The following is a 16,308-nucleotide window of genomic DNA, read 5'->3' on the forward strand; positions in this document are numbered from 1 at the left end:
TGTTCTAATTTTCTTTTACTATAAATGTAGGATTTTTTTATCCATTTAAAAATGTATAAGTAAACCTGAAGGATAATATCCGACAAAGTGTTCTTTACAACCATATGCCTCGTTTTCCTACAGAGCGAGAAAGTCGGAGTTTTATCTTTTTGAAAAATTAGGGAAATAATCTCGGGCAAGCCGGCAGATATCTATAATATCTGGGCGTCTATGCCTCATTATTGCTTTAATGACGACAGTCGACATGTTTTTTACAACGATGGGCCATATGTATAACCATGTCGGGAAATGTATGCAGGACTTGTCCTTTCAATAGAGAATATGTTATTTGGGAGTTTTAAAAGGTGGTGTAGGAAGATGAAGCATCCTTTTTCGCGGTTCTTTGGGTTTGGCGAAAAAGAAGAACAGCAACTAGAGATGGAGACACCTAGCAATAATAATAACGAAGAAATAAGAAAAATTTCCATTTCTGATATTGTGCCTAATCGATTTCAACCAAGGACCGTTTTTAATGACGATAAAATTGCAGAATTGGCTCAAACGATTCATACACACGGAATCATTCAACCGATTGTAGTAAGGGCGTATGGTCAGGGGAAATACGAAATCATTGCAGGCGAGCGTCGTTTTCGTGCTATGCAAAAGCTTGGTTGGGAATTGGCACCGGCTATTGTTAAGGATTTTACGGATACTGAAACGGCTTCAGTTGCGCTGATAGAAAACCTTCAGCGTGAAGAGCTGACACCGATTGAAGAAGCATTAGCTTATGGGAAACTATTAGAGCTTCATAGTTTAACTCAAGAGGCTCTGGCACAAAGACTCGGAATTGGCCAATCTACCGTGGCGAATAAGCTTCGGCTGCTTAAGTTGCCGAAGGAGGTCCAAGATGCACTTCTTCAAAAGCAAATTACGGAACGTCATGCCCGCTCGTTAATTCCTTTAAAAAGTCCGGAAAAGCAGATCAAACTACTTTTGGAAATCATCGAAAAAGGCTATAACGTTAAGCAGACAGAAGAGCGGGTCGTCAAGCTCCTCACCGGAACGGTACTTAAGCCGAAGCCAAAACGAAAGGCGTTTAGTAAAGACATGAGGATTGCGGTAAATACCATCCGTCAATCGTTGAATATGGTAACAGACAATGGAATAAATTTGGATGCAGAGGAAGAGGAATTCGAGGAATATTATCAATTTACGATTAAAATTCCTAAGAAGAAAACTTGATCCCCTTTTCCTTAGCCCCGCTTGGTAGTCTTCGATTACCAAGCTTTTTTTATTCTCTCTTTTCAACAGTATCTTTTGGTTATTTTTAGGGAAATTCCAAATTTTAAGAGGAATTTCAGAAAACGATTTCTTCCAGGATTATTCATGATAAAATAGAAAGAAAGAAAATTACGGTAAATGCATTTAGATATAGAGTATAAAGATAGTTGAAAGCAGGTGAATTCGTGGGTAAGATTCTCGCCATTGCCAATCAAAAAGGCGGTGTTGGAAAAACGACAACTTCTGTCAGCCTTAGTGCTTGTCTTGCATACATAGGACAGAAAGTCTTATTGGTCGATATCGATCCGCAGGGAAATGCGACAAGCGGTGCAGGTATTGATAAAGCAGATGTAGAACAATGTATTTATGATGTATTGGTTGATGATGTCGAAGCCAGTACCGTTATCTTGGAAACAAAGGTTGAAAACTTATATGTCATACCTGCGACAATTCAACTTGCGGGTGCTGAAATAGAACTTGTTCCAACCATCTCTAGGGAAGTCCGTTTAAAAAGGGCGTTAGAAGAGGTGCAGAGTCAGTATGATTACATTGTAATCGATTGTCCACCATCATTAGGACTGCTTACCCTAAATGCATTAACAGCTGCTGATGCTGTTTTAATTCCTGTACAATGCGAATATTATGCATTGGAGGGCTTAAGTCAGCTCTTAAATACGGTCCGTCTCGTGCAAAAGCATTTAAACCATGATTTGAAAATCGAAGGTGTGCTATTGACGATGTTGGATGCTAGAACAAATTTGGGTCTTCAAGTTATTGAGGAAGTCAAAAAATACTTTCAGGATAAAGTTTATCAAACCATCATTCCACGTAATGTCCGATTGAGTGAAGCGCCGAGCCATGGAGAACCGATAATTATTTATGATCCAAAGTCACGAGGAGCGGAGGTCTATCTAGAACTGGCAAAGGAAGTGGTGTCAAATGGCTAAGGGACTTGGCAAAGGACTAAACGCACTATTCAACAATGGGGAAATCAGTAAAGATGAAATCGTGCGGGAAATTAAATTGAGGGAATTAAGGCCAAATCCTTATCAGCCCCGGAAAAGTTTTCGACCTGAAGCGATAGAAGAACTTAAGCAATCAATCATAGAGCACGGGATATTACAGCCGATTATTGCCCGGAAAAGTATTAAAGGCTATGAAATTGTGGCTGGGGAGAGACGTTATCGTGCCGCAAAAGAAGCTGGTTTAAAGACAGTACCGGTTGTTGTGAGAGAACTGAATGAACAACAGATGATGGAACTGGCCATTTTGGAAAACCTTCAACGGGAAGATTTAAACCCAATCGAGGAAGCGGCTGCTTATCAAACCCTGCTTGAAAAATTAGAAATTACTCAAGAACAGTTGGCTATTCGCTTGGGGAAAAGTCGGCCGCATATTGCTAACTATGTTCGATTACTATCTTTGCCTGAAAAGATAAGGAGTTATATCTCTGAAGGTGAAATTTCTATGGGGCATGGTCGTGCATTACTAGGATTAAAGAAAAAAGAGTTGCTTCAGCCAGTTATAGACAAAATTCTCAAAGAAGGAATGAATGTCCGAAAGCTAGAGCAATATATTCATCAATTAAATGATACGGTTTCACGTGAAACTAAACCTGCGAAACAAGTGAAAAAAGATATTTTTATAAAGCAGCGGGAGTCAAGTCTACGTGAAAGACTAGGAACAAGCGTGACTATTAAACAAAGCAAGAAAAAAGGGAAAATAGAAATCGAATTCTTTTCAAAAGAAGATTTAGAGAGAATATTAGACTTGATTGATCAAGAAAACCTTTCCTCTTAGTCCCTTCTTTGAGAGACGATTTTTGAATGCAGATATGCAACAAGGGGATCTTACTGTAGAGAATTAGGTGAATAAGATGGTTTTATTGGGGACTTTTGTGAATGGGGCTTGTATTTTAATCGGGTCGATTTTGGGAATGTTTTTACAGCATATACCTGAGAAGATAAAAGAAACGGTTATGAGTGGTATCGGTTTGACCGTTATTGTCTTAGGATTGCAGATGGGTTTTAAGAGTGAAAATTTTATCATGGTCATTATAAGTATTGTGGGAGGCGCTGTGCTTGGAGAATGGATGAATCTTGAAGCCAGGCTTAATTCTTTAGGCAATTGGATTGAACGTCGGATGAAAGCGAAAAAAGGAACTTCGATATCACAGGGATTCGTAACAGCCACGCTCATATTTTGCATTGGAGCGATGGCCATTATCGGTGCCTTGGATAGTGGGATCCGTAATGATCATGATGTTTTAATAACAAAATCGATTATTGATGGGTTTACAGCGCTAGTTCTGTCCAGTACTCTTGGCATTGGTGTACTTTTTTCAGCATTCCCTATCATTCTTTATGAAGGATTCATTGCCATTTTTTCAAGGCAAATTAATACTTTGATCCCAACTGAGTTAATGGATTCCTTCATTCTTGAAATGACAGCAACTGGAGGAGTCATGATTTTAGCGATTGGCTTGAATATTATCGGTGTCACCAAAATCAGGGTGGCTAACCTGCTTCCAGGAATAATGATTACAGCAATTCTAGTTACAATCATGTATTATGTATAAAAATAAAGGAAGGGGTGAACCCCTTCCTTTATTTTTATACTCGGCCAAACTTTTCAGGAACATTAGAATCAAAGGGTTTTTTCCTGCTTGAATGACCAGGAGAATGGAGTGAAAGTTGGTTTAACTGGATAATGATTTTGTGCTTCATAAATACCCTCTGCAATGGTTTTGGCCATTTTTAAGACTAGATTAAGACGAGTATTTTGTAGGACCATAAACTCCATGAATCCACTGACATTCACGATTCCAGTAATATGGGCATTGCCAACAGAAGGTAGATCTTTATTGACTCCAGCGCCAGGTTTCACCGGACCTTGGCCAATTTGAACAATGCCGACGCTTTTCAATTTTCCTAAGCAAGCATCGATTCCGACGATAAAGGGATCGGTATGGATTTTGTTAATTTCACTTAATTTTTCCTGTAAATTCATAGCATGTATAGGATTATCGAGAGTTCCATAAACATGGAAGGAAGAGGCACCGTCTTCTGTTTTTTCATTAAGCAGAGTGCCGACAAGTGGACCGAGGGAATCGCCAGTAGAACGGTCTGTGCCAATACAGACAATTACGATAGGTTGAAGCTTTCCAGTTGGAAGAAGGTTGATTAATTCTTGGGAAATTTGTTTAGATGCATCCGTATCTTCATGTAGGATGCGGCTCAATCTATTTTTATTATTATTAAATAGACTAGAATTCAGATTCATCGGCTCAACTCCTTTACTTCGTTTGGTATTACAGTATACGGATAAAAAAGGAAAAATATACGGTATTTAATGTAAAATTGGTGGGGGATTTATTTGATAAGAACACGCAAACGGGGGAAGGGGAAATCGTAAGATGCTTCTTCCTCTACCAATTTTCGTTATATATACTCTCTAGCAAAAAATCATTCATGGAAATAGAAAAAACTTCTAATTACCTTACCTATTACCCATATTTTTTTTGTACAGAAACCCATATTTATTGATAAAATAGAGAAAACTTTTCTTATTTAGGGTTATCTTTCGGCTTGAGGGGTAGATGGAATACGTCCAAATAGGAAGGTCATAGGGAATCTAAAAGTTTTGCAGGTTTTTGCAATAGGCAGGAGGAAGAGATGGATAGCATTTATAATAACGTTACAAAAGAATTATTGGATGAAAAAGTATGGCTACTGATGGGGGAGGGAATTATTAAAATCTTCCTTGTTCTGTTGTTATCGCGTATTATTATTAGAATAGGAAAGACCATTATAAATAAATTCTTCAAAGCTCGATTAAGAAGTCCTATTCGGGTTTCGGAGCGTAGGGAAACGACACTCATTAAGTTACTGGAAAATATCATCACTTACGTTATCAATTTCATTGCCTTGATAATGATTCTTGAAATTTTCTCATTCGATGTAAAAGCTTTACTGGCTGGAGCTGGGATTCTTGGTTTGGCAGTTGGGTTTGGTGCCCAAAGTTTGGTCAAAGATATTATCACAGGATTCTTTGTGATTTTTGAAGATCACTTCTCGGTTGGGGACTATATTAAGATTAATACATTTGAGGGTGAAGTTCTCGAAATTGGGCTTCGTACAACAAAAATTAAAAGTAGCTCAGGAGAATTGCACCTCATACCTAATGGTAGTATTGTTCAAGTTACAAATTACTCCATATTAAACAGTAAAGCAGTGGTGGATGTAGCTATACCTAATGATGGATCAGTAGAACTTGCTGAGAGGGTACTTATTCAAACTTTGAATAATATGGAAGGTAAATATGACTTCTTAGTCAAAGCACCTGAATTTTTAGGAATTGAAATGATAAGTCCTGATGAAGTTGTCTTTCGGGTCACAGCTGAAACAAAACCGATGCGTCATGTCGAAATGAGCAGAATAATAAGAAAAGAATTAAGTGCTGCTCTTGATTTAAGTGGAATTACATCTACATACAAAGGCAGCGAGTCGTAGGAACTAGGGGGGCTCATGGTTATGGATGAAAAGGAATTTGCACTTAAAGATATTGTCGAAATGAAAAAACCACATCCATGTGGAGTGAATAAGTGGAGAATTATCCGGCTGGGCATGGATATCCGGATAAAATGTGAAGGGTGCGGTCATAGCGTGATGTTGCCCCGACGTGAGTTTGCGAAGAAAATGAAAAAGGTTCTACAAAAGCATGAGGAATGATCATGCTTTTTTCATGGAAAGAAAGCGGTCCTACTATCTCAATGATTTACTTGTCTTTTTAGGAAGCGAAATCTATAATTGGGAAAGGTTTAGGTAATTGGATGGTCTTTATAGAAGATCAGTCTTTTTCCTATATGTACGAATTATCTTAAAGGAGTGAAATATAAATGGCTTTAACAGCTGGTATAGTTGGTTTGCCTAACGTAGGTAAATCCACTTTATTTAATGCAATAACTCAGGCAGGTGCGGAATCTGCCAACTATCCTTTTTGTACAATTGATCCAAACGTTGGGATTGTAGAAGTGCCTGATCATCGTTTACAAAAATTGACTGAATTGGTGCAGCCGAAAAAGACAGTTCCGACAGCATTTGAATTCACGGATATTGCCGGGATTGTAAAAGGAGCTAGTAAAGGGGAAGGTCTTGGAAATAAATTCCTTTCTCATATTCGTCAAGTTGATGCAATTTGTCAAGTCGTTCGTTGCTTCTCTGACGATAACATTACTCACGTTTCTGGAAAAGTAAATCCAATAGATGATATTGAAGTCATCAATCTTGAATTGATTCTTGCTGATTTGGAATCTGTTGATAAACGAATCGACCGCGTTGGAAAAATGGCCAAGCAGAAAGATAAAGGCGCAGTGGCTGAGCATGAAATCCTTGTCGCTTTGAAAGAAGCATTGGAAGAAGAAAAACCAGCTCGTTCAGTTGAATTTACTGAAGAACAGCAAAAAATCGTGAAGGGCATGCACTTGCTTACAGCGAAGCCGACTCTTTATGTAGCGAATGTAAGTGAGGACGAAGTGGCTAATGCTGCTGATAATGAATATGTTCAACAAGTTCGTGAATATGCTGCGAAAGAAAACGCAGAAGTTATCGTAATTTGTGCAAAAATTGAAGAAGAAATTGCGGAGCTTGAAGGTGAAGAAAAGGAAATGTTCCTATCTGAACTCGGCATCGAGGAATCCGGTCTTGATCAATTGATCCGTGCTTCATACAACCTGCTCGGGTTGGCAACATACTTTACAGCTGGAGTTCAGGAGGTACGTGCTTGGACGTTCCGTAAAGGTATGAAAGCGCCTCAATGTGCAGGTGTCATTCACACAGACTTCGAACGCGGTTTCATCCGTGCCGAAATCGTTTCGTATAATGACCTACTTGAAGCAGGAAGCCATAGCGCTGCAAAGGACGCGGGTAAAGTACGATTAGAAGGTAAAGAATATATCGTTAACGACGGCGACGTAATCCATTTCCGTTTTAACGTATAAGGCATAGAGAGACTCTACAGACCCAATCTGTAGAGTCTTTTTTCTCGGTATAGTTTAAGTCTATAACATTTGATTTCAATAAATTGTAATATGTCTAACCGTTCGTTGCAAAGCCCCTTTAACTATGCTATAATTTCTTCTTGTGAGTAATTATAAATAATTGCTCCTTGCCCAATTGGGCCGCTTAGACCAAAAGGAGGTGACAGTGATGAGAAAATACGAAATTATGTATATCATCCGTCCAAACATTGAGGAAGAAGCTAAAAAAGCTTTAGTTGAACGTTTCAACACAATCCTTTCTGATAATGGTGCGGAAGTAGAAGCAAAAGAATGGGGTAAACGCCGTCTTGCATACGAAATCAATGATTTCCGTGATGGTTACTACATGCTTCTTAAAGTTAACGCTGAAAGTGCTGCGATTCTAGAATTCGATCGTCTTGCTAAAATCAGTGAAGACATTATTCGCCACATGGCTACTAGAGAAGAAGTATAATCCGATATTTAATATAAATTCTAATCTTGTTTCACGTGAAACAAGTTTGAAACCTAGGGGTTGATTCTGATGATGAATCGCGTAGTTTTGGTAGGACGCTTAACTAAAGATCCTGAATTACGATATACACCTAATGGAGTTCCTGTGGCTACCTTTACTTTGGCTGTGAACCGTAGTTTTACGAATCAGTCGGGTGAACGTGAAGCAGATTTCATTAACTGTGTAGTTTGGCGTAAACCGGCAGAAAATGTAGCTAACTTCTTGAAAAAAGGCAGTTTAGCTGGCGTGGATGGACGTGTCCAAACACGTAATTATGAAGGACAAGACGGCAAACGAGTATATGTGACGGAGATTCTGGCTGAGAGCGTTCAATTCCTTGAACCACGAAGCAGTTCAGCGGGTGAAAGAAATGAAGGCGGTTCTTACGGTGGAGGTCAAAAAAGTTATAGCAACAATAATAACGGAAATGACAACAATTCGTATGGACAAAATCCTAATCAGAATCAACGGAGCAACAACAACTACACTCGTGTAGATGATGATCCATTTGCAAATGACGGTAAAACAATCGACATTTCAGATGATGATCTTCCGTTTTAAACAGCCGTTTAAAATGAAAATTCAACAAGCAGGGAGGGAAATTTATTATGGCAATGGGTGGACGTAAAGGACGCGGTAAGCGTAAAAAGGTTTGTTATTTCACATCTAACGGAATCACTAAAATTGATTACAAAGATACAGATCTTCTTAAAAAATTCGTCTCAGAACGCGGTAAAATTTTACCACGTCGTGTAACTGGCACAAGCGCTAAATATCAACGTAAATTAACGATTGCTATTAAACGCTCACGTACTATGGCATTACTACCATACGTATCTGGTGAATAATTAATAGGCACATTGAGGAGCAGTCCTTAATGTGCTTTTTTTTATGCAATAGGAGTGACGTATAAAAATAGCCCTTTTATTAAAAATCCGCTAAAATGCGGTTTTTTTTGTTTTTTGAAAGGATTTTTATAAACGAAAATAGTCTCTTTCCAAAGAAAAAATTCTATATCATGAAAAAAGATTGTGATGTTTGAAATATCCTATGCTTAACGGATACAATATAAAGATGGAGACTGGAGACATTATTTTTAGTTTTATAAAAACGGGGGTGAAAATAAATGAATAGCGGGAGACGAATTGCTGAGGGCGGGGCCCTTTTGGCACTATATTGCATTTTATTGTTCATCACAGTTCATATCCCAATAGTGGGTACCTTCACTCTTTTCTTTTTACCCATTCCTTTTATTCTGGTGACAACCAAACAAAAGATATCATGGGCTCTGGGGTATTTATTTGTTGCTTCATTATTGTCGATACTTATCTCAACAATATTATCCGTTCCGATGACCTTACTTATGGGGGCAACGGGTATTACCATTGGTTATTTTTTAAAAAAGGATAAACCGATGGCACCTATGTTTATTAGCACTGTCCTTGTTTTCCTAGGGGGTACATTATTAATATATGCGGCAACGGTATTGGTATTAGATGTAAACTACATAGAAAAATCGATGGTCATGCTTGAGGAGTCCATTGATTCTTCTGTTGGGATCATGGAATCGTTTGATCAGGCACCGACAGAGCGAATCGAAAAGAGAATGCATGAATCAATAGATTTGCTGAACACGCTTATGCCAAGTTTGTTCGTTGTCACTTCTGTCATCATGGTTTTACTGATTTTCTTTGCGGCCCATCCTATTTTGAAGAGGTTCAGCGATAAAACTTTAAAGTGGCCACATTTTCGAGATCTGCGACTCCCGAAAAGCCTTTTATGGTATTATTTAATTACGATGCTTCTGGCTCTTTTTGTGAATACGGACAAGAATAGTTTTGTATATATGGCCATAACAAACCTATTTTTTATCCTGCAGTTTTTCATTTTGATACAAGGATATTCGCTGGTATTTTATATCAGTCATGTGAAGTCTTGGACTAAAGCTATACTTATTTTAATCGTGGTTGCTTCGCTTTTACATCCGATTTTCATAACCATCATTCGATTTTTAGGTATAATAGATTTAGGATTTCCTTTTAGGGAGACAATCAAGAAAAAGGAATAGTCCTTGTAAAACAGATGCTTTTAGGAGCTGAAACTATGCCATCTTATTTGAAAGAGTACTCGATTAAGTCCCCGTTATATGGGGTGCTGGCTGCAGGCTTGTTACTTTTGGGCGTACTGGCTTATTATAATTGGGTTGTTGCACTTGTTGGATTATTGATTCTTGCCGGTTTATTTTATTTAACATTAAAAGTGGAAGAAAAAAAACAGCGTAAGACAGAAGAATATATAACAACGTTATCCTACCGTCTAAAGAAGGTGGGTGAAGAAGCGTTACTGGAAATGCCAATTGGGATTATGCTCTTTAATGACGATTTTTACATTGAATGGACCAATCCATTTCTGGCTTCATGTTTTAGTGAAGATTCATTGGCAGGAAGATCTCTCTACGATGTCGCTGATTCGATTGTACCGTTAATTAAGCAAGAGATTGAGACAGAGACGCTTACACTCCATGACCGGAAATTTAAAGTGGTCCATAAGCGTGAGGAACGACTTCTTTACTTTTTTGATGTAACAGAGCAAGTTGAAATTGAAAAATTATATGAAGATGAGCGGACAGCAATCGCCATTATTCTGCTTGATAATTATGATGATTTGACGCAGGGAATGGATGATCAGCGTAAAAGTAGTATAAACAGTTTGGTTACCTCACTTCTTGATAAATGGGCAAGGGATAATGGCGTTTTCTTTAAACGGGTTTCCTCGGAACGGTTTATCGCTGTGTTTAATGAACATATCCTTCATCAACTTGAAAAGGGTAAATTCACTATTTTAGATGAAATTAGGGAAACGACAGCCAAGCAAAATGTACCACTTACCTTGAGCATTGGGGTTGGCTCGGCTGTATCTTCCTTACCGGAATTGGGATCACTTGCCCAGTCTAGCTTAGATCTAGCTTTGGGACGGGGCGGAGATCAAGTTGCTATTAAGCAGGCAAACGGAAAAGTGAAATTTTATGGTGGTAAAACCAATCCAATGGAAAAACGCACGAGGGTCCGCGCACGCGTCATTTCGCATGCATTAAAGGATATAGTCTTGGATAGCGATAAAGTCATTGTCATGGGCCATAAAAATCCGGATATGGATGCAATAGGTTCAGCCATCGGTATTTTAAAAGTGGCTCAAATGAATGAACGTGACGGATATATTGTCATAAACACACAGCAACTTGATAGCAGTGTCCTTCGTTTAATGGAAGAAATTAAAAATAAAGAGGATTTGTATGCACGGTTTATAACTCCCGAAGAAGCATTTGAAATGATTACGGATGAAACGTTGCTCGTTGTAGTTGATACGCATAAACCTTCAATGGTGATTGAAGAGCGATTATTAAATAGGATTGATAAGGTAGTTGTCATTGACCACCATCGCCGAGGTGAGGAGTTTATCAAAAACTCATTGCTCGTTTATATGGAGCCATATGCATCCTCAACAGCTGAACTTGTAACTGAATTGCTTGAATATCAGCCAAAACGCAGCAAAATTGATATGCTTGAGTCTACGGCACTGCTTGCCGGGATTATTGTCGATACGAAAAGTTTTACTTTAAGAACTGGTTCACGAACATTCGATGCAGCCTCTTATTTAAGGGCTCATGGAGCAGATACGGTACTTGTTCAGAAATTCTTAAAGGAAGACGTAGACACCTATATTAAACGGTCGAAGCTGATTGAAGAGGTTGTCTTCTATAAAAAGGGTATTGCAATTGCTTCGGCAAAAACTGATCAGGTCCATAATCAGGTGCTCATTGCTCAGGCAGCCGACACGCTTTTGACCATGGACGGCGTTGTCGCTTCCTTTGTAATGGCTAAGAGATCTGATGATACAGTTGGCATAAGTGCACGTTCTCTCGGTGATATCAATGTCCAGGTGATAATGGAAATGTTGAATGGAGGCGGACATTTAACAAATGCCGCTACTCAACAGGCATGTTCCATTGAAGAAGCCGAAAGTCGATTAAAAGCAGCAATTGATGATTATTTAGAAGGGGGACAAAAAGAATGAGAGTTATATTTCTAAAAGATGTTAAAGGTAAAGGAAAAAAAGGGGAAGTCAAAAATGTTGCAGATGGTTATGCACATAATTTCCTGATTAAACAAGGATTGGCTGTAGAAGCAAATAATACAAATGTGAAAACTTTGGAAGCGCAGAAGAATAAAGAAGAATCGCTTGCTGCCGAAGAACTTCAACATGCAGAAGAACTGAAAGTACAATTGGAGAAGTTAACTGTTGAATTATCCGCTAAAGCTGGGGAAGGCGGGCGTTTATTCGGTTCTATCACGACGAAACAAATTGCCTCAGAGCTTCAGAAAAAACATGGCATTAAGATTGATAAACGTAAAATGGAGCTTGCTGACGGAATTCGTTCTTTAGGACATACGAAGCTCCCTGTAAAGCTGCATCCTGAGGTTACAGCAACACTCACAGTGCAAGTGAAAGAAATTAACTAATTTTAGTGGTTTCATATCTGTGAAAAATTGATAAAATAGAGATAGACGAAAAAAATGTGATTGGGCATGTTGTCCTTTCACTTTTTTCTTTTTAACTAGAAACATATAAATAAGCAAAAAGTATCCTCTTAGAATGGGAGGTTTTAAGATTTGATAGAACAATTTCAAGATAGAGTTCCCCCTCAAAATATAGAAGCAGAACAAGCTGTGCTAGGGGCCATTTTTCTAGAGCCTTCTTCACTAACTGTTACATCGGAAGTTTTGATTCCAGAGGATTTCTACAGAAGCTCGCATCAAAAAATCTTTAATGTGATGATTAAGTTGAATGACGAAGGAAAAGCTGTCGATTTGATTACGGTGACTGAAGAACTAGCCGCTGCAAAGAACCTTGAAGAAGTGGGTGGCGTTTCATATTTAAGTGAATTGGCCGGGTCGGTACCTACCGCAGCTAATATTGAATATTATGCCCGCATCGTAGAAGAGAAGTCGTTACTACGTCGATTGATCAGGACAGCAACGAATATTGCTCAGGAAGGATACAGCCGCGAGGATGAGGTCGAGGAGCTGCTCGGGGAAGCAGAAAAAACGATCATGGAAGTAGCCCAGCGGAAAAATTCCGGGTCCTTTCAAAATATTAAGGATGTATTAGTACGGACTTACGATAATATCGAGGTATTGACCACCCGTAAAGGTGATGTCACAGGAATTCCGACCGGATTTGCTGAACTGGACCGAATGACAGCTGGTTTTCAACGTAATGACCTTATTATCGTGGGTGCTCGTCCCTCTGTTGGTAAGACCGCTTTTGCTTTGAACATCGCTCAAAATGTTGCAACGAAAACAGAAGAGAACGTTGCGATTTTTAGTCTTGAGATGGGTGCCGAGCAGCTTGTTATGCGTATGCTTTGCGCGGAAGGAAACATTAACGCTCAAAATTTGCGGACAGGATCCTTAACAGATGAGGACTGGCGCAAGCTAACAATGGCGATGGGAAGCTTGTCGAATGCCGGTATTTATATTGATGATACGCCAGGAGTCCGGATTGGTGAAATTCGTTCAAAATGCCGTCGTTTGAAGCAGGAACATGGACTTGGCATGATATTGATTGATTACCTTCAATTGATTCAAGGAGATGGCCGTTCAGGCGACAATCGTCAGCAAGAAGTATCGGAAATTTCTCGTTCACTCAAAGCGCTTGCTCGTGAACTAGAAGTACCTGTTATCGCCCTTTCCCAGCTCTCCCGTGGAGTGGAGCAGCGCCAAGACAAGCGCCCCATGATGTCAGATATCCGGGAATCAGGGAGTATTGAGCAAGATGCTGATATCGTGGCATTCTTATATCGTGATGATTATTATGATAAAGAATCTGAGAATAAAAATATTATCGAAATCATTATTGCCAAACAGCGTAATGGCCCTGTTGGGACGGTTTCGCTTGCATTCGTTAAAGAATACAATAAATTCGTTAACCTGGAACGGCGCTTCGATGATGACTCGATGTCTCCCGGGGCTTAAATAGATTTAATGTTATTCATAGAAAACGGCCCGCCACTTTTGAAGTGGCGGGCCGTTTTTATGGAGAAAATGATAAAAAAGAAAAGCCACCGTAAATAATAAAGGATTTCCATGGGTAAAATATATGATATTGAAATATTGAAGAGAATAATCTAAATCGAAATGAGAAAAAGAAAGCCGCTATAAATACCTTAAAAACGCTATTTTCATCTTAGTTGCTTCATTCCCTATCAGCAAAAAGGTGAGAATATAATCCAATTATTACCAAGTGATAATCTTTTTATTTTTCAGAATTATCAGTATGAAAAACGCTACAGAAGGTTAATACCTTATATTTACACTGTAGGAAAGTAGGTAAAATGCATATTTACGAACGAATTATTTATTAATTTATATAATGTTCGGATTTTGTATTGACTTCCTCTTTGAATTATTGATAAAATAGGTTTGTTTGATAAGAACCGGTTAATAACCGGTATTACGTGATCCTTTGGAGGTGCTTTATTCAGATGTCATCAGTTGTAGTAGTCGGTACACAATGGGGAGACGAAGGTAAAGGTAAAATAACAGATTTTCTATCCCAGAATGCGGAAGCCATTGCTCGTTATCAAGGTGGGAATAATGCAGGGCATACGATTAAATTTAACGGTGTTACTTATAAACTGCATTTAATTCCGTCAGGGATTTTTTATAGTGATAAAATTTGTGTTATTGGAAATGGAATGGTAGTTGATCCAAAAGCGCTTGTAGAAGAGCTTGCATATTTACATAGTCACGGAGTGAGCACGGATAATCTTCGTATCTCTAACCGTGCACATGTCATTCTTCCTTACCATATTAAATTGGATGAAGTTGAAGAAGATCGTAAAGGTGCTAATAAAATTGGTACGACGAAAAAAGGAATCGGCCCTGCTTATATGGACAAAGCTGCTCGTAACGGCATCCGTATGGCAGATCTTTTGGACCGTGAAATTTTTGAAGAAAAATTGTCCCAAAATCTTGTCGAAAAAAACCGCATGTTTGAACGTTTTTATGAAACAGAAGGTTTTAAAATCGAAGATATCTTAGAAGAATACTATGAGTACGGACAACAAGTGCAGAAATATGTTTGCGATACATCCGTTGTATTGAATGACGCACTTGATGAAGGAAAACGCGTATTATTTGAAGGGGCTCAAGGGGTTATGCTTGATATCGATCAAGGAACATACCCATTTGTTACTTCATCTAACCCAGTTGCAGGCGGCGTAACGATTGGTTCAGGTGTTGGACCTACGAAAATTAACCATGTGGTTGGAGTATGTAAAGCATATACAAGCCGTGTGGGTGATGGTCCTTTCCCTACAGAATTACATGATGAAATCGGTCATCAAATCCGTGAAGTAGGCCGTGAATATGGTACTACTACAGGCAGACCGCGCCGTGTCGGCTGGTTTGACGCTGTTGTTGTTCGCCATGCACGCCGTGTTAGCGGGATTACCGATTTATCTTTAAACTCAATTGACGTGTTATCAGGTCTTGATACGGTCAAAATTTGTGTGGCTTATGAATACAAAGGCGAAATCATTCATGAGGTTCCAGCGACTTTGAAAGCGATTGGCGAATGTACACCAGTCTATGAAGAGCTGCCAGGCTGGCCAGAAGACATCACGGGATGCAAATCATTGGATGAACTACCAGAGAACGCTCGTCACTATGTAGAGCGCGTATCTCAATTAGTAGGCATTCCTTTGACTACTTTCTCTGTCGGTCCTGACCGTAACCAAACAAACATCGTAAGAAGCCCTTGGCGTCTAGCGTAATTCATGAAAAAAGGAGCTGGCTTTTTTGCCAGCTCCTTTTTTATTTAAAACTACTCCTTGGTGGTGTAAGGTTTACAAGTGGCTAGTATGTCAGTTTGTACAATTATGATTAAACAATATGTACTGAGATACTAACAAGGAAATGATGTTTTTAAAGGGTAAATTTTATTTAAAACAGTAGTGAAAAGGAAAAAATATAAAATAAAATAAATTTTATTTTAAAAAACTATTGCATAAACAATAAAAACTATGATATTATCAAAAGCGTCGTCACAATAGAACAAGCCAATAACACGGTAGAGCAACAAGCAAAGCTTCCACGAGTAGCGCGAGTAGCGGAGTTTACATCTTGCAGAAGGTAAACGGAAAATCCGGAAATTATGTGGCGAAAATTTATTAGAACGAGCCATTAGCTCAGTTGGTAGAGCATCTGACTTTTAATCAGAGGGTCGAAGGTTCGAATCCTTCATGGCTCACCATTTTTCCGGCCCATTGGTCAAGCGGTTAAGACACCGCCCTTTCACGGCGGTAACACGGGTTCGAATCCCGTATGGGTCACTTCTTTATATAATTTATATGCTGGTCCCGTGGTGTAGCGGTTAACATGCCTGCCTGTCACGCAGGAGATCGCGGGTTCGATTCCCGTCGGGACCGCCATTTTATTTTTTACATGATTTTTTC

Annotated in this window: 16 protein-coding genes and 3 tRNA genes; 18 read left to right on the forward strand and 1 reads right to left on the reverse strand. The window is 39.0% G+C overall.

From position 1 onward, the window contains the following. Positions 1–357 precede the first annotated feature (357 nt). From noc to JFU50_RS10005, 4 genes are all read left to right on the forward strand, one after another. Positions 358–1,221, forward strand: coding sequence for a nucleoid occlusion protein (gene noc / locus JFU50_RS09990; protein ID WP_201187758.1), 864 nt, complete (start codon positions 358–360; stop codon positions 1,219–1,221). Positions 1,222–1,445: 224 nt separating this feature from the next. Then, positions 1,446–2,207, forward strand: a complete 762-nt coding sequence (locus tag JFU50_RS09995) for a ParA family protein (protein ID WP_053348844.1) — start codon at positions 1,446–1,448, stop codon at positions 2,205–2,207. Further along, positions 2,200–3,060, forward strand: a complete 861-nt coding sequence (locus JFU50_RS10000) for a ParB/RepB/Spo0J family partition protein (protein WP_053348315.1) — start codon at positions 2,200–2,202, stop codon at positions 3,058–3,060. Before JFU50_RS09995 ends, JFU50_RS10000 begins: the two co-directional genes overlap by 8 nt. A gap of 76 nt (positions 3,061–3,136) precedes the next feature. Next, complete coding sequence (locus JFU50_RS10005) at positions 3,137–3,838, forward strand: DUF554 domain-containing protein (RefSeq protein WP_201188162.1); 702 nt, start codon at positions 3,137–3,139, stop codon at positions 3,836–3,838. A 68-nt stretch (positions 3,839–3,906) separates the two neighbouring features. On the opposite strand, the gene yyaC is transcribed toward JFU50_RS10005, so the two are convergent. After that, positions 3,907–4,542, reverse strand: a complete 636-nt coding sequence (gene yyaC, locus JFU50_RS10010) for a spore protease YyaC (RefSeq protein ID WP_201187749.1) — start codon at positions 4,540–4,542, stop codon at positions 3,907–3,909. Between the two features lie 392 nt (positions 4,543–4,934). Here yyaC and JFU50_RS10015 point away from each other — a divergent pair, with 392 nt between their 5' ends. The 14 genes from JFU50_RS10015 (at position 4,935) to JFU50_RS10080 (ending at position 16,284) form a co-directional block, all read left to right on the forward strand. Then, the gene (locus JFU50_RS10015) at positions 4,935–5,771 is read left to right on the forward strand and encodes a mechanosensitive ion channel family protein (protein WP_056521973.1); all 837 of its coding nucleotides are present in this window, start codon (positions 4,935–4,937) and stop codon (positions 5,769–5,771) included. A gap of 21 nt (positions 5,772–5,792) precedes the next feature. After that, a complete protein-coding gene (locus JFU50_RS10020; protein ID WP_201187747.1) occupies positions 5,793–5,990 on the forward strand; it encodes a DUF951 domain-containing protein in 198 nt (65 codons plus the stop codon). A 167-nt stretch (positions 5,991–6,157) separates the two neighbouring features. Continuing rightward, positions 6,158–7,258: a redox-regulated ATPase YchF gene (gene ychF / locus JFU50_RS10025; protein WP_201187745.1), complete on the forward strand. Its 1,101-nt coding sequence runs from the start codon at positions 6,158–6,160 to the stop codon at positions 7,256–7,258. 208 nt (positions 7,259–7,466) lie between these two features. After that, positions 7,467–7,751 (forward strand): 30S ribosomal protein S6, encoded by a 285-nt coding sequence (gene rpsF, locus JFU50_RS10030; protein WP_056521977.1) that lies wholly within the window; start codon positions 7,467–7,469, stop codon positions 7,749–7,751. Between the two features lie 69 nt (positions 7,752–7,820). Beyond that, the gene (gene ssb, locus JFU50_RS10035) at positions 7,821–8,351 is read left to right on the forward strand and encodes a single-stranded DNA-binding protein (protein WP_201187743.1); all 531 of its coding nucleotides are present in this window, start codon (positions 7,821–7,823) and stop codon (positions 8,349–8,351) included. Between the two features lie 47 nt (positions 8,352–8,398). Then, the gene (rpsR, locus tag JFU50_RS10040; protein WP_053348323.1) at positions 8,399–8,638 is read left to right on the forward strand and encodes a 30S ribosomal protein S18; all 240 of its coding nucleotides are present in this window, start codon (positions 8,399–8,401) and stop codon (positions 8,636–8,638) included. Between the two features lie 278 nt (positions 8,639–8,916). After that, a complete protein-coding gene (locus tag JFU50_RS10045; RefSeq protein ID WP_201187741.1) occupies positions 8,917–9,858 on the forward strand; it encodes a YybS family protein in 942 nt (313 codons plus the stop codon). 35 nt (positions 9,859–9,893) lie between these two features. Further along, entirely contained in the window at positions 9,894–11,864 is a 1,971-nt protein-coding gene (locus tag JFU50_RS10050) for a DHH family phosphoesterase (protein WP_056521986.1), read from the forward strand. Then, the gene (rplI, locus tag JFU50_RS10055; RefSeq protein WP_098177048.1) at positions 11,861–12,310 is read left to right on the forward strand and encodes a 50S ribosomal protein L9; all 450 of its coding nucleotides are present in this window, start codon (positions 11,861–11,863) and stop codon (positions 12,308–12,310) included. Before JFU50_RS10050 ends, rplI begins: the two co-directional genes overlap by 4 nt. Positions 12,311–12,460: 150 nt before the next feature. After that, on the forward strand, positions 12,461–13,825 hold the full coding sequence (gene dnaB, locus JFU50_RS10060; RefSeq protein WP_098177049.1) for a replicative DNA helicase: 1,365 nt from the start codon (positions 12,461–12,463) through the stop codon (positions 13,823–13,825). A gap of 509 nt (positions 13,826–14,334) precedes the next feature. Next, on the forward strand, positions 14,335–15,627 hold the full coding sequence (locus tag JFU50_RS10065) for an adenylosuccinate synthase (protein ID WP_053348328.1): 1,293 nt from the start codon (positions 14,335–14,337) through the stop codon (positions 15,625–15,627). 403 nt (positions 15,628–16,030) lie between these two features. Continuing rightward, positions 16,031–16,106, forward strand: a tRNA-Lys gene (locus JFU50_RS10070). 7 nt (positions 16,107–16,113) lie between these two features. Beyond that, a tRNA-Glu gene (locus JFU50_RS10075) sits at positions 16,114–16,185 on the forward strand. A gap of 23 nt (positions 16,186–16,208) precedes the next feature. Continuing rightward, positions 16,209–16,284 (forward strand) — tRNA-Asp (locus JFU50_RS10080). Positions 16,285–16,308 lie beyond the last annotated feature (24 nt).

The organism is Peribacillus sp. TH14, assembly GCF_016651145.1.
Taxonomy (GTDB): Bacteria; Bacillota; Bacilli; order Bacillales; family DSM-1321; genus Peribacillus; species Peribacillus butanolivorans.